Source organism: Acidobacteriota bacterium (assembly GCA_016196035.1).
GTDB lineage: Bacteria > Acidobacteriota > Blastocatellia > RBC074 > RBC074 > JACPYM01.
This window is the reverse complement of the sequence record JACPYM010000034.1, coordinates 128,976-143,324: the sequence shown is the minus strand read 5'-3', so window position 1 is coordinate 143,324 and position 14,349 is coordinate 128,976. Positions and strand designations below refer to the sequence as shown.

Genomic DNA, 14,349 nt, shown 5'->3' with positions numbered 1-14,349 from the left:
AATCAAGGCACAAATCCGATGCCGCTCAACAACTGCTGAAACCGCACATCGTTGCGTAAAGGGTCGTAAACCGGGTCAACACTCAAATGAACCAGATGATCGGACTGTTCGGCAAAGGCTTTTTGCAGCAGGGCCAGTGCTGGTTCATGCTCGCCCAGCCCGATATGAATGCGCGCGAGATACACGGGCGAGACCCATTTCTTTTTGGCTTCGGCTTCCAATTCCAGCAACAAGGTGCGCGCTTCGCGTGGTTGCCTGGCCACCGCACAGGCATAGGCCAGCCAGGCTTTCATCGTATCCGTGCGGCTCAGCGCGAAGGCCTGGCGAAATTCGGCCAGCCCGGCTTGAAAATGCTGCTGCTGTAACTGGATGTTCCCGAGCATGCGATGCGCGGTGCTGGCCCAGAGACCCGTCGCAGTGAGTTCGAGCGTCTTGTTGGCTTGGCTGCGCGCGCGCTCGTATTGACGGCTAAGATAAAAGATATTGGCCAAACCCTGGCAGACCTGTGGCGAAAGCGGGTCTAACTCTAACGCTTTGCTGAGCACCGCCTCGGCTTCGGCAAAGCGTTTCAACCGTCCGAGCGCGCCTGCGTAGTAATAACGCGCATCCACGAAGTTGGGATTGAGCACCAGGGTGCGTTTGAATTCCAGCTCAGCCCCGGCCCAATCCCAATCGTAGATCTTGGCCTGCGCCAGTGCGAAATGCGCTTCGGCCAATTGATCGTCCAACGCCAACGCCGTCAACGCCGCCTGTTTCGCTTTGGGAATAGCCTCGCGTGGACGCAGGTATTGGCTGGAAAAATCCTGATACACCAGCGCGATGCCGCTGTGCGGGAGCGCAAAGCGCGGTTCCAGCGCCAGTGCCTGGTTAAAGAACACCAGCGCCTTTTCGCCGCCCTCTTTGGTGAGTTGGCGTTGAAAATAGCGCCCTTTCAAATAAAGCTGATACGCCTCGCTATTGACGGCAGGGGGTTGCCCGGCCAACCGTTCTGTGGCGTCAGGCAATTGGGGCCGTAGCTTGAGCGTGACCTCGCGCACGATCTCGGCTTGCACGGCTTGCAAATCAGCCGCCGTTTTCTGATAACGCTCGCTCCATAATTGCGTGCCGTCTTTGGTGTCCGCCAATTCAGCGCTAATCAACCAACGCTCGCCCTGCCGTTGCACACGCCCCGTGATGACCGCGTCTACATTCAAGTCTTTCCCCACCTGGCGCGGATCAACCTCACGGCCTTTGTAGGTAAAGACCGTGCCGCGCGCCATCACGCGCAAGTTGGGCAGTTGCTGTTGCAGGTTTTGCAGCAGGCTTTCCGTTATGCCGTCAGCCAGATATTCGAGTTCAGGGTCAGCCGCCACGTTCACAAATGGCAGCACGGCCAGCCTGCCGAAGGTTTGCTCCTTGCCCGGCAGCCGCCAGAATTGCGTGACAGCCGCGCTGACCAGCCATAGCAACAGCGTCGTCAACGCCAACGCCAACGCGCTTCCGCGCGGCATCAGCCGCGACAATAACCGCCGGGATTTATTGGTCGGACGTCCTGCCGCATTGGTCGTATAGGCAGCCGCCGCCACCTGCGACGCCGCGCCGGACACGGCCTGCCCAACACGCAAGTTGAGTGAAACCTGGTCAGCGGGCGCTTTGCCGAATTGTTCCAGCTTGGTGGCCAATTCAAGCTCCTGCTTCAATTCTTTCAGCGCGCTGGCCAACTCCACGGCTTGCTGATAACGCGCGCTGCTTTCTTTGGCCAGGGTGCGATTGACGATGCGCTGTAAGGCGGCGGGAACCTGTGGCACATAGGTCTGCAAGGAGGGCGGTTCGCGTTCGAGAATCGAAACCAGCACATCGCCCGTTGTCGCGCCCGCAAACGGTGCGCGGCCGGTCAACAATTCATAGAGCACGACGCCCAGGCTGAAAAGATCGCTACGCCCATCCACTTCCAAACCGCGCGCCTGTTCGGGCGACATATAGCTGATCGTGCCCAGCAGTTGCCCAGGATTGGTGTCCACAGTCGAAAACGTGGCAGGCGTGGCTGGCGTGGCACGCGCCTCGGTCAGCTTGGCCAAACCGAAATCGAGCACCTTCACCAACCCGTCCGGCCGCCGCATGATGTTTTCGGGCTTGATGTCGCGATGAATAATCCCAACCTGATGCGCGGCGGCCAAAGCCTCTGCCGCTTGAATGCCGATGTCCAGCAACTCGCCCAGCGTCAACCCAACACCTGTCAGGAACGCGCGCAAGGTGCTGCCTTCAACAAATTCGGTGGCGATGAAATGCACGCTGCCCGCGTCGGTTTGGGCTTCGCCAATTTCATGAATGGTCAGAATGTTGGGATGGTTCAGGGTGGAGATGGCGCGCGCTTCCTGGCGAAAGCGCCGCACCCGCTCGGCATCGCTGGTCGAACGGCGCGACAAGAGTTTGAGTGCGACTTGCCGATTCAGGCGCGTATCCAGTGCCAGATAAACGGCCCCCATGCCGCCGCGCCCCAATTCGCGCCGCAATTCGTATTGGCCTAGCCGCTGGCCAACCAGCGAACGGGTCGGCGCATCGGGCAATGCGGCTGGCGCGCCCGGCGTAGTGGCGCATGAACCAGCGGCGGATTCTGCTTGGCGTTCCGGCATCGTCATTGTGGCGTCATTGTGGCGTCATTGTGGCGTCATTGTGGCATCATTGTGGCGTCATTGTGGCGTCATTGTGGCGTCATTGTGGCGTCATTGTGGCGTCATTGTGGCGTCATTGTGGCGTCATTGTATCAAGGGGCTTGGTTGCGGGGGTGATGGTCTTTCAGCAATTTTGTTATCCCCCATCCCGTTCAAGGCGTCAACCCCGTGCGCCGCAACAACGCCGCGAAACGCGGATCGCCTCGCACCACATCAAAGATCGGATCGGTCTTCAGCCCGCGAATGGTGGGCAAGCCTTCATCCACGCATTGATCCATATAAGCAAAGTAAGCATCCCAATCCCCCAGCCCGGCGGCAATGCCCGACCAGTGACTGGGCGAAACATAAGTGTCACGCGCGAGCGCCTTCAATTCGGCCTGACAGCGCAACGCCTCGGCGCGTTGCCCGGCCAGCCCGCTGACCAGCCCCAGTGTCGAGATTACATCCGGGTTATGCGGCACCTGGGTGTACGCCTTCCGAACTTCGGCCAGCGCTTCGGGATAGCGCTGTTGCGCCATGAAACAAAAGCCGCTGTAAATCAGCGCCGTCGCATTGCCGGGTTGCTGTGCGAGCGTCTCGCGCAAGACGGCCAGCGCCTCGTCATAGCGGCGCGCGCGATAGAGAATGCTGCCCAGTTGAATATGCGTGGGCGGCGCGTGCGCGTCGAGTTCATCGGCCAGCCGCACCTCGCGCACGGCTTCGTCAAAACGGCCCAGCGCTCCTAACAGGCTCGAATACCAATGATGCGCGTTCGCCAGATTGGGGTTCAATTGCAGCGCGCGTTTGAACTGTTGCTCGGCGGCCACCCATTCCCACGAATGATCGGTCAGCAGCTTGCCCATCGAGGCGTGCGCGTCAGCCAATTGCTCGTCAATTTGCAAGGCGCGCTCAATGGCGGCGCGGACCAGCGGAGCGACTTCACGCGGCGGGCGCACGCGATAGGCGCTGAGCGTGTTGTAGGCATCGGCCAAACCGACATAAGCCAGCGCAAAGCCGGGGTCTTTCTCGCTCGCCTGCCGGAAGTAATCAACACTCTTGAGCATGCCGTCGGGGCTGCGTTTGTTCCAGTAATAACGGCCCCAGAGGTAAAGCTGATAAGCCTCGCCGTTTTGCGTGTAGCGGGCGGCCAGTTGCCGCTGCTGGGCGCCGCTTAATTGCAGCCGCAGCTTGCTGGTGATTTCGCGCGCGATTTCAGTCTGCACACTCTGCACTTCGGCGAGCGGGCGCGGATAGGTTTCGCTCCACAACAGCGTGCCGTCGCGCGCGTCCACCAATTCCACCGCGATCTGCAAGCGCTCGTCTTGCCGCTGCACGCGCCCGGTCAACACCACATCCGCTTGCAAGAGCTTGCCGATTTGGCGCGGATCAACTTCGCGGCCTTTGTAGGCGAAGACCGCGCCACGCGCCATCACCCGCAGGTTGGGCAATTGTTGCAGGCTTTGCATCAGACTTTCCGTCACACCATCGGGCAGGTAATCCAGGTTTGGATCGGCGTTGGCGTTGCTGAAGGGCAACACGGCAATGGTTTTGGTTCCGCGCACTTCATGCGCGGGCCAATTGCGGTATAACCCCGCGCCAGCCAACACCAGCGCCAGCACCGCCAGGCACAGCAACGTAGCCGTCACCAGCTTTGGCCGCTGGTCAAAAAGCCGCCTGCGATCCAGCCAACCCGGACGCGAGACTGCCGCCGTTTTCAGCGAAGCCCGCGTCACCAGGGCGTCAGCCGCAGTTTCCTGCGCTAAGGGCTGGCCGACGCGCAGGCTCAGCGACACTTCACCGGCAGGTGTTTCGCCACTGCGTTTCAGCCGCGCCGCCAATTCCAGTTCCTGTTTTAACTCCTTCAGTTCATCGTGCAACTCATGGGCGTGCTGGTAACGCGCCTGGGTGTCTTTTGCGAGCGCGCGATTGACGATGCGTTGCAACGCGGCGGGCACGGCGGGCGCGAGGCTGGCGAGCGGCTTCGGCTCGCGGTCCAGAATTGAAACCAGCACGTCGCCCGTGGTGGCTCCGGCAAAGGGCGCGCGTCCGGTCAGCATTTCATAAAGCACCACACCCAGACTGAAAACATCGCTGCGTTCGTCCACGTCCAGCCCGCGCGCCTGTTCGGGCGACATGTAACTGACCGTGCCCATCACGATGCCCGGATTGGTGTGAATCGTCGAGAAGGTCGCCGCCACTGCGGTCTTGGCCTGCGTTCCCGTCAACTTGGCGAGGCCGAAATCCAGCACTTTTACCAACCCATCAGGCCGCAGCATGATGTTTTCGGGTTTGATGTCGCGGTGCACAATTCCGGCCTGATGCGCGGCGGACAAGGCGCTGGCCGTTTGCAACGCGGTATCCAACGCTTCGCCCAGCGTCAATTCGCCACTTTGCAAGCGCGCGCGCAAGGTCTGCCCGGCGACGAATTCCGTCGCCAGAAAATGCACGCCGCCCGCGCTCCCGTCGTCGGTCAGGGAGGCTTCGCCAATTTCGTGAATCGTCAGAATGTTGGGATGGTTGAGGGCTGAGATGGCGCGGGCTTCCTGCCTGAAACGGCGCACGCGCTCGGCGTCGCTGGTGAACCGGCGCGGCAACAATTTCAACGCGACCTGCCGGCCCAGTTGCGTGTCGAGCGCCAGATAGACGGCCCCCATGCCGCCACGTCCCAAGGCGCGCTGCAATTCGTAGCGGCCCAGCTTGCGGCCCAGCAACAATTGCGCGGTTCCCTGCTCCAGCATTTCCGCCGCGACCGCCGCCGGGGGCGCTTCGAGAAATTCGTCTTCGGATTGGAAGGCCAGCAGTGATTCGACCTCGCGCAGCAATTCGGCATCGCCGGCGCAGGCTTGTTGCAAAAATGCCGCGCGCGCCGCAGCGGGTTGCTCCAACGCGGCCTGCATCAAATTGTCCACTTGTTGCCAGCGTTCGGGTGTCATCGAAGTTTTGCAACTACTCAGTCGCCCCGGTGCGCCCGCGTCCTCGCGGGCAACGTGGCAGCGGGCGGGAGCCTGCCGGAGGATTACCTTTCAGCAGCAAGCCGTCTGCCGCCACGAGCCTGCCCGCGAGACGCGGGCGCACCAAGGCAGTTTGTCTACAACTCAGGGCTGCAAACCGACCTTGTGCATCAACGTGATAAAACGCGGATCAGTCCGGATCGAATCAAAAACCGGGTCAACGGTCAGGGGGGCCAGAAACTCCGAATGCGCGTCGTATGCTTCTTGCAGGCGGCGGAAGGCCAACTCAGTTTCGCCCCGGCCCAGATGAATCTTGGCAAAGACAACCGGCGAGACCCAATGCTGAAGCGTCCCGGCTTTTAATTCTTCCAGCAGCTTCTGCGACTCGGCACGTTGCCCGGCACGCCCATACAAATAAGCCAATGCGCCTAGCACGCTCGTACTCCGCTGTAGGCTCAAGCCCTTTTGCCCCGCGGAAATCGCCTCCTGTAATTGCCCTTTTCGTTCATAAATGTAACAGAGGTGTTCATAAGCCCGCACATAGGTCGGATCGAGTTTGAGCAGCTTGTAACTTTCCGCCAGCGCCTCATCATAACGACGTTCAAAATAATAGTTCCAGGCCGTCATTTCAGAAACCAGCGCGGATAAGGGGTCGAGTTGCTGGGCTTGCTGCAACTCTTGCTCAGCTTCGGCGGAGCGCCGCTGGAACGCCAGCAGATTGGCAAAAATCGCGCGCGTATTCGCCAGGTTGGGATTGAGCTTTAACGCCTGCCTGAATTCCACCTCAGCGCCATGCCAGTCCCAGTCGCCCCAGCATTTGACGGCGGCCAGCGCCTGATGGGCTTCGGCGAGTTCGCTATCCAAAGACAGCGCCTTTAACGCCGCTTGCCGCGCCAGTGGGATCGCTTCGCTCGGCAACATAAAGCGGCTGGAAAAATCGGCGTAGATGTCCGCCATCGCGGCATAGGCCAGCGCGTAGCCCGGATCGAGCGCAATGGCTTGCCGGTAATACTCCAGCGCCTTCAACCCTTCTTCGTAGGTGTATTTGTTGTAGGCATGGCGGCCCTGCAAATAGAGTTGGTAGGCTTCGGCGTTGGCCGTGTAGCTGTAATGACGGCTGCCCTGTGGTTGTTCAGCCGCGCGGGGCGGCGCGAGCCGCTGCGAAAGCGTGCGCGCCAATTCGGTTTGCAGCGCCACCAAATCAGTCAACGGGCGTTGGTAACGGACGCTCCACAATCGTGTGCCGTCGCGGGCATCGGCGAGTTCGACGTTGATGATGAGTTGTTCGCCCAAGCGCTTCATGCGCCCGGTGATGACGGAGCGCACCGGCAAGGCCTGCCCAACCTGGCGCGGGTCAACTTCGCGGCCTTTGTAAGTAAAGACGGTGCCGCGCGCCATCACGCGCAAGCCGGGGACTTGCTGCAAACTCTGCATCAGACTTTCGGTGATGCCATCCGAAAGATAGTCCAGTTGCGCATCGCCGCTCTCATTCACAAAAGGCAACACCGCAATGGCAGTGCCCGCTTCGGCTGGCGTCGCCCACCAACGGCGGCTGAGCGCGACAGCGGCCAGAATTACCAGAACCAACAGCGCCACAGCGACAAACATCCGTTGGCCGGGCTGGAACAAGCGCGTCAGCAGACGGCGCGATTTGGCGGTCGGATGCGCGGCGACCTGCGTGGTCAACGGCGCGGCTTGCCGAGCTTCCCCCTCCGCACCTTCCGTAGCCTGCCCCACGCGCATGCTCAACGAAACCGCGTCCCCCGTGGGCGTCTTGCCTTCCCGCTTTAGCCGCGCCGCCAGTTCGAGTTCCTGTTTCAATTCTCTCAACTCGTCTTGCAGCGCGGCGGCGTGCGCATAACGCGCGCGCGGGTCTTTGGCCAAGGCGCGCTTGACGATGTCTTGCAAAGCGGCGGGCACGGACGGCCACACGCGCGTGAGCGGCGGCGGTTCACGGTCGAGAATTGAAACCAGCATATCGCCCGTCGTTGCGCCCGCAAAGGGCGCGCGGCCCGCGAGCATCTCATAAAGCACGACGCCCAGGCTGAACAGATCGCTGCGCGCGTCTACTTCCAACCCGCGCGCCTGCTCGGGCGACATATAGCTGATCGTGCCCAGCACCTGGCCCGGATTGGTGTGCACCGTCGAATAAGAAGCCGCCGCCGTGGCTGTTTTGGGCTGTTCGCCCGTGAGTTTGGCCAAACCGAAATCGAGGACTTTCACCAGACCATCCGGACGCACCATGAGGTTTTCGGGTTTGATGTCGCGATGAATGATGCCCGCCTGATGTGCCGCCGCCAGCGCCCCCGCCGTTTGCATCGCGATGTCCAGCGCCTCGCCCAACGTCAAGCCCCCGTCACGCAGCCGTGCCCGTAACGTGCGTCCTTCGACCAACTCGGTCGCCAGATAATGCACCTCGCCTGTGGCCCCCTTTTCGATCAGAGACGCGGCGCCGATTTCGTGAATGGTCAGAATGTTGGGATGATTCAATGCTGAGATGGCGCGGGCTTCCTGGCGAAAGCGGCGCACGCGTTCGGCGTCGCTGGTAAAGCGGCGCGGCAAAATCTTGAGCGCGACAGCCCGTCCCAATTGCGTGTCTTGCGCCTGAAAGACCGTGCCCATGCCGCCGTGGCCGAGCAGGCTTTGCAATTCATAACGGCCCAGCCTGCGCCCGCGCAATAATTCGCCGGTGCCTTGTTCCAGCAACTCCGCCGTGAGTGGCACCATCGGCGCTTCTGGCAATTCAGCCGTGCGCAATTGCGCGGCGAGCCGCTGGTTCAACTCATCCAGCAAGACCTGATCGCCCGCACAAGCCGCTTGTAAGAAAGCCATGCGCTCTGCCGCCGGTTTTTCCAACGCGGCCGCGCACAAGCTGTCTAACTGTTGGCGGCGTTCAGGCGTCATCACTGGCCCCTCGACTCATTTCGCGGCGCAACCAGGCTTTGGCCGTATTCCAATCACGCACCACGGTCGGCACCGAGATGCCGAGCACTTCGGCGGTTTCTTCGACGCTCAACCCACCAAAGTAGCGCAACTCGACGACGCGGCTTTTGCGTGGGTCGAGCTTTTCCAACCCTTGCAAGGCATCATCCAGCGCGACCAATTCGCCCGCTTGCGTCAATGCGACGGTGGCGGCGGCTTCGATCTCGACGTGCACCGCTTGCCCGCCGCGTTTTTGATAGTTGCGCGAACGCGCGTAATCCACCAGGACGCGGCGCATCGCCTGCGCGGCGACACCCAGAAAATGCGCCCGGCCCTGCCAGTCAATTTCCTGCCCCAACAATTGCAAATAGGCTTCGTGCACCAACGCCGCGCTTTGCAAGGTGTGGCCGCGCCGCTCGCCCCGCAGGTAATGGCCCGCCAGGCGGCGCAGTTCGTCATAGACCAGCGGCAACAGCCGTTCAAAGGCGGCCTGATCGCCGTTGCGCCAATCGCGCAGCAATTGAGTTACTTGAGTCGGTGCGGTAGCCATCAATAATTCCTTTAATTCGGCGCAGCCAGGGACGGCGCGGATTATAGCACCCACGCCAGAGCGAGCCACGCCAATCACTGCGGCCAGATTTTTTACAGGAGAAATTAGGATTGCCCGTTTTGCGGAGGAGAGAGGGAGTAAGCTAAATCAGAGCAACCAAGTTTGGAGCACAGGCAGAAAAGAATACTGACGAGCGGGTGTTTAGAGTTCAAGCTTTAGCTTGTCTTGGCCCCAGATACGCGCACAAACAAGCTAAAGCTTGAACTCTAAACACTTGCTCCGAACGCGCCCATGAACAAGTGAGGGTGCCAAGCTCAGGTAGCTCGATTGAGCCATCGCAAACGGCGGACGCGCGAACCTGTCAACCGTCCGTTGCTACGAGCCAAGCAGGCTCGTCGTTCAAACACTGAAATAGCGCTCCAGTGTCGTCGCGCCGGGTTTCTTAGTTGCCCACGACACAACGATCATCAACAGCGCCGAGATCAGCACCATCGGCACGACCGGCAGCAAGCCGAAAACGGCTGTGCCGGCGGGCGTGCGCGTCAACACTTCAACGCTGCCCAGCTTCCAGACCACGCCCGGCGCCGTCACGACTGATTGAAATGCCGCCACGGCCAGCACGCTCGCCGCCGTCCAGAGCGTCGAAGCGAGCGCGCCCCACTTCGTGCTGCCTTTCCAAAACAGCGCCGCGATCATCAACGGCATCAGGGCGGAATAGCCTGAAAACGCGTATTGCACCGCCAGATCAAAAATGGATTGCGGCGAGGTCAGCGCAATCGCATACGCAATTAGCGTCAGCACAATGACGAAAATGCGTCCGGTCAGCACTTCGGCCTGCTCGCCGAAGCGCCGCCGCCCGCCGTAAAAGGCGAAGAGGTCTTCGGCAAACATTGTCGAGAGCGCCAGAATCTGCGAATCGCTCGCCATCACCGCCGCCATAATCCCCGCGCCCAGCAAGCCGGCGAGCCAGAGCGGCGCATAAAATTCGAGCAAGCGGATGATCACGTCATCGCTGGCGGCTTGCGCGCGCAACTGCGTTTTCTGTTCCGGCGTCAACGTCTGCGCTTGCGTCGCCAGCGTTTGGCGCGCTGCCAGCTTGGCCTGAATGGCGGGCACCTCGACCGCGCGATTGGCCAGCACGCCCAGATAGACCGACGGCAACCAGATGGCGAGCATGCAGAGCGGGTACAGAATGACCGTCTTTTTGAAATGCTGCACACGCTGCGCCGTCAGGCAAAAGATGATGATGTGCGGAAAGTTGATCGAAGACAGCGGAATGAACGTGTAGCTGAAAAAATACAGCGGCGAGACTTTTTCGCGCGTCAGCAACGTGGCGGTCGCTGGCGACGCATTCAACGCATCAATCGCCGCACCAAAACCGCCGAGGCCCTTGGCAATGACGATCAGGGCCGTGATACCGAAGCAGAGAAACAGCAGCGTCTGAAAGGTATTGACCCAAGCCGTGCCGCGCATGCCGCCAAAAAAAACATACGACATCACGACCAGGGCCACGAGCGCGCCGCCGAACCAGAACGGCACGCGCCCGCCGCTGATGGCGTTCAGCGTAGTGCCGCCGCCCATCACGCCGATGATGATGTAAGGCACCAGCATCGCCGCTTGCACGACGAAAATCACCGTGCCGATGTGGCCGCATTCCCAACGGTCGCGGAACATTTGCACCGGCGTGATGAAGCCGTGCCGTTTGCCCAGCGCCCAGACGCGCGTGCCGATCAGAAACAAAGACAGCGGCACAATCAATGCCGACGACGAAGCCATCAGCCCGTAGGTCACAATGCCGTTGTTAAAGGCATGGCTCGACGCGCCAAGGATTGAGAACGCGGTCATATTCGTGCCGAACAGCGACAGCAAGAACACGAAAACGCCCAGCGAGCGGTTAGCCAAAAAGAAGCCTTCCGCTCCCTCTTTGCCCGCGTGGCGAAAGGCGAAAATGCCGATATAGATGACGACGGCGAGATAGACGAAAACAAAGATCGCAGGAATCAAAACGCGCTCACTCCTTCTACGTTGGTAGCATCAATCATTGCAGACCGGCGTTGCAGACCGGCGTTGTAGACCGGTTCAATCGTGATCTTGTTCGAGTTGCGCCGGCCAGGCATAACGCACCAAGACCACCATCAAAACGGCCACTGCCAGCGTGTAGCAGACGTGATAGAAGATGCCGATGGGCAGGAAACCGAACACGAAAGGCTGCGCCGTGCGCCAGAACCAAGTGTCTTGATGCAATAGATAAAGCGCGGCAACCGCGCCAGACAGCAACAGTTGTTTCATAGGCGATTGATAATGCGATGTAATTTGAAGCGAAACCAGCCCCGCAAATGCGGCGTACTATCCCACAGCACTTGCGAAAATTGCAATGTGAGCTAAAGTTTCGCGGTGCGCGGATCAACTGGAAACAGACTGCCACGGGCGGCAGTTCCGCACAGAGCCAAAGACCGAAATCAGACTGCATAGTCAGAAGCGGGAGAAGCAGGAAAATGATGCAATCAGTTGCGGAGGCGCGCGCATTACAAGCCGCCAGTCGGACACGCTTGCGCGCCTGGCAAGACGAGCGGCTGCGTGTTTTATTGCGCGAGTTGGTCACCAATCAGTTTTACGCGCACAAGTTCCAAGCTGCCGGCTTGCCGCTGGCTACCGTGACAAATGCCGCCGGGCTGGCCCGTCTCCCCTTCACCACCAAAAACGAATTAGCCGAAGAACAACTCGCCCATCCGCCTTACGGTCGCCTGCTCACCTATCCGTTGAGTGAGTATCGCTATCTGCACCAAACCTCTGGCACCACCGGGCGCTCGTTGAAATGGCTCGATACGGCAGCCGATTGGGAAAGCTTTCTGCGCTGCTGGGCCGAGGTCTATCGCGGTGCGGGCGTCAACGAATCCGACCTGGTCTTTTTCGCCTTTTCGTTTGGCCCCTACATCAGCCACTGGACGGGCATTGATGGTGCGCGTTACGTCGGTGCGCTGGCGCTGTCTGGCGGCGGGATGGGTTCGGAACAACGGCTGCGCGCGATCATCGAGAACCGCTGCACCGTGCTGGTTTGCACGCCAACCTATGCTTTGCATCTGGCCGAAGTCGCGGCGCGTGTGGGCATTGACCTGCACGCCAGCGACATACGCCTGACGATCCACGCGGGCGAACCCGGCGCGAGCGTGCCCAACGTCAAACGGCGTATTGAAGCGGCCTGGGGCGCGCCTTGCTTCGATCACGCGGGCGCGACCGAAGTCGGCGCGTGGGCCTTTGATTGTCAGGCGGAAGATGGCGCGATGCACCTCAACGAACTGGAATTCATCTTTGAGGTGATTGATCCGCAAACCGCCGAGCCGGTGGCGGAAGGCGTGCGCGGCGAATTGGTGATCACGACCTTGAGTCGGCCCGGCATGCCGGTGCTGCGCTATCGCACTGGCGATTTGGTGGAACTGACGACCGAACCATGCGCGTGTGGACGAACACTGGCGCGCATCAAAGGCGGCGTGCTGGGGCGCGCGGACGACATGCTGAGCGTGCGCGGCGTCAATGTTTATCCAGCGGCGATTGATAACTTGCTCAAGGCGCTGCCGTCCGTCGTCGAATACGAAGTCGAGATCCGCCGCGTTGAAGAGATGGATGATCTTTTGCTGAAGGTCGAGACGACTGGCGCGTTGGCCTTTGCCGAAGTCGAACGCGCCATTCGCACGGCCTTTCGGACGCAACTCAACATCCGCGTCAATGTCGAGCAAGCCGCAGCGCTCAGCCTGCCGCGTTATGAATTCAAAGCGCGGCGGTTTAAGCGGATCGCCGAGTGAGGCGGCGCGGGGGAGTTGGCAATGCGCGCGCAAGCATCTACAATCCGCCGCATTCCATCACGCGAGCACAAATTCAATCACGTTACCCGGAACATTCGGGAGTCAGGCACGCGCCTAGCGTGGCGCCGAGGATGTACATGCAGCTAGAGACCTCGCAGAACAAAACCGAAGTCGGCAATTACTTTGTCTCCAACTATCCGCCGTTTTCGCAGTGGAAACCGGAAAACATTCCCGACGCGCTGGCGGCGCTGGAACAACCCGCGCGCCCCGATCAGCCGCTCGGTCTGTACCTGCACATTCCGTTTTGCCGCAAGCGTTGCAAGTTTTGCTACTTCAAAGTCTACACCGATAAAAACGCCACTGAGATTGAGGCGTATCTCAATGCCGTCATCAAAGAGAACGAGATTTACAGTCGCATGCCCGCGTTGCAGGGGCGGCCCTTGCGCCTCGCCTATTTCGGCGGCGGCACGCCGTCTTACCTGAGCGAACGTCAATTGCACTACTTGGTCGAAGGCCTCAATCGCCACGTCAGTTGGGCGCAAGCCGAAGAAGTCACGTTTGAATGCGAACCCGGCACCTTGCGCAAAGCGAAGCTGGAAACGCTGAAAGCAATCGGCGTCACGCGCTTGAGCCTCGGCGTAGAGCATTTCAATGACGACATCCTGGCCGCCAATGGCCGCGCGCATCTTTCCGCCGAAGTTTATCAAGCGTATGAATGGGCGCGCACAGTGGACTTCCCGCAAATCAACATTGACCTGATCGCCGGGATGATGGGCGAATCGGAGGCGCTCTGGCACGAAACCGTGCGGCGCGCGCTGGAACTGGAACCCGATTCGGTCACGATCTATCAGATGGAACTGCCCTACAACACCGTCATCTCAAAAGACATGATCGAGAAGGGTCTTGATTCACCGATTGCCGATTGGCCGACCAAACGGCGTTGGATTGATTATGCCTTCGAGCAATTTCAAGCGCGGGGCTACCGCGCGGCGAGCGCGTATACATTGGCGACCACGAAAAAGCCGACGCGCTTTATTTACACCGACAACCTCTGGCACGGCGGCGATATGATCGGCCTGGGCGTTTCGTCGTTCTCACATTTCGACGGCGTGCACTTTCAGAACGCGCCGCGGTATGAAGATTATTTGCGCGGCTTGGAAAACGGCGAATTGCCTTTGTGGCGCGCCTTGCGGCTGACGCCGAAGCAGAAACTGATTCGGGAGATGATCCTGCTGCTCAAAACCGGGGCGCTCGACACAAGCTATTTCCGTAGCAAATTCAATGTGGATGTCTGGCAGGAATTTCAACCCGTGTATGAGCAACTGAGCCGGCAGAATATGTTGCAACGTCATAACGGCCAACACGAGAGGATTGAACTCACCCGCGTGGGTTTGCAGCAGATTGACCATTTGCTGCCGGAGTTTTTTGAGCCGGAGTTGAAGGCGGTGCGGTACGCGTAAGCACCTTCATTGGGTTGTTCGGGAAGGTTTCTGTAA

At 60.1% G+C, this 14,349-nt stretch carries 8 protein-coding genes; 2 read left to right on the top strand and 6 right to left on the bottom strand.

The window, feature by feature from the left end:
• Positions 1-2 precede the first annotated feature (2 nt).
• The 6 genes from HY011_12330 to HY011_12305 form a co-directional block, all read right to left on the bottom strand.
• Positions 3-2,618 carry a protein kinase gene (locus HY011_12330; protein MBI3423718.1) on the bottom strand — a complete coding sequence of 872 codons (2,616 nt, stop codon included), beginning with the start codon at positions 2,616-2,618 and terminating at the stop codon, positions 3-5.
• A gap of 185 nt (positions 2,619-2,803) precedes the next feature.
• The gene (locus tag HY011_12325) at positions 2,804-5,563 is read right to left on the bottom strand and encodes a protein kinase (GenBank protein MBI3423717.1); all 2,760 of its coding nucleotides are present in this window, start codon (positions 5,561-5,563) and stop codon (positions 2,804-2,806) included.
• 162 nt (positions 5,564-5,725) lie between these two features.
• Entirely contained in the window at positions 5,726-8,485 is a 2,760-nt protein-coding gene (locus HY011_12320; GenBank protein ID MBI3423716.1) for a protein kinase, read from the bottom strand.
• On the bottom strand, positions 8,475-9,053 hold the full coding sequence (locus tag HY011_12315; protein MBI3423715.1) for a sigma-70 family RNA polymerase sigma factor: 579 nt from the start codon (positions 9,051-9,053) through the stop codon (positions 8,475-8,477). Before HY011_12315 ends, HY011_12320 begins: the two co-directional genes overlap by 11 nt.
• A 399-nt stretch (positions 9,054-9,452) precedes the next feature.
• Positions 9,453-11,057 carry a sodium:solute symporter family protein gene (locus HY011_12310; GenBank protein ID MBI3423714.1) on the bottom strand — a complete coding sequence of 535 codons (1,605 nt, stop codon included), beginning with the start codon at positions 11,055-11,057 and terminating at the stop codon, positions 9,453-9,455.
• 75 nt (positions 11,058-11,132) lie between these two features.
• On the bottom strand, positions 11,133-11,342 hold the full coding sequence (locus tag HY011_12305; protein MBI3423713.1) for a hypothetical protein: 210 nt from the start codon (positions 11,340-11,342) through the stop codon (positions 11,133-11,135).
• A gap of 209 nt (positions 11,343-11,551) precedes the next feature.
• Between HY011_12305 and HY011_12300 the strand changes: the two genes are divergently transcribed.
• Together HY011_12300 and HY011_12295 are read left to right on the top strand one after the other, a co-directional pair.
• Positions 11,552-12,853, top strand: a complete 1,302-nt coding sequence (locus HY011_12300) for a phenylacetate--CoA ligase family protein (GenBank protein MBI3423712.1) — start codon at positions 11,552-11,554, stop codon at positions 12,851-12,853.
• A gap of 137 nt (positions 12,854-12,990) precedes the next feature.
• Positions 12,991-14,313: a coproporphyrinogen III oxidase family protein gene (locus tag HY011_12295; GenBank protein MBI3423711.1), complete on the top strand. Its 1,323-nt coding sequence runs from the start codon at positions 12,991-12,993 to the stop codon at positions 14,311-14,313.
• Positions 14,314-14,349 lie beyond the last annotated feature (36 nt).

Coding starts and splice junctions, on each gene's coding strand:
- HY011_12300 (MBI3423712.1), top strand. CDS start 11,552: ATGCAATCAGTTGCGGAGGCGCGCGCATTACAAGCCGCCAGTCGGACA.
- HY011_12320 (MBI3423716.1), bottom strand. CDS start 8,485: ATGACGCCTGAACGCCGCCAACAGTTAGACAGCTTGTGCGCGGCCGCG.
- HY011_12325 (MBI3423717.1), bottom strand. CDS start 5,563: ATGACACCCGAACGCTGGCAACAAGTGGACAATTTGATGCAGGCCGCG.
- HY011_12315 (MBI3423715.1), bottom strand. CDS start 9,053: ATGGCTACCGCACCGACTCAAGTAACTCAATTGCTGCGCGATTGGCGC.
- HY011_12305 (MBI3423713.1), bottom strand. CDS start 11,342: ATGAAACAACTGTTGCTGTCTGGCGCGGTTGCCGCGCTTTATCTATTG.
- HY011_12295 (MBI3423711.1), top strand. CDS start 12,991: ATGCAGCTAGAGACCTCGCAGAACAAAACCGAAGTCGGCAATTACTTT.
- HY011_12330 (MBI3423718.1), bottom strand. CDS start 2,618: ATGACGATGCCGGAACGCCAAGCAGAATCCGCCGCTGGTTCATGCGCC.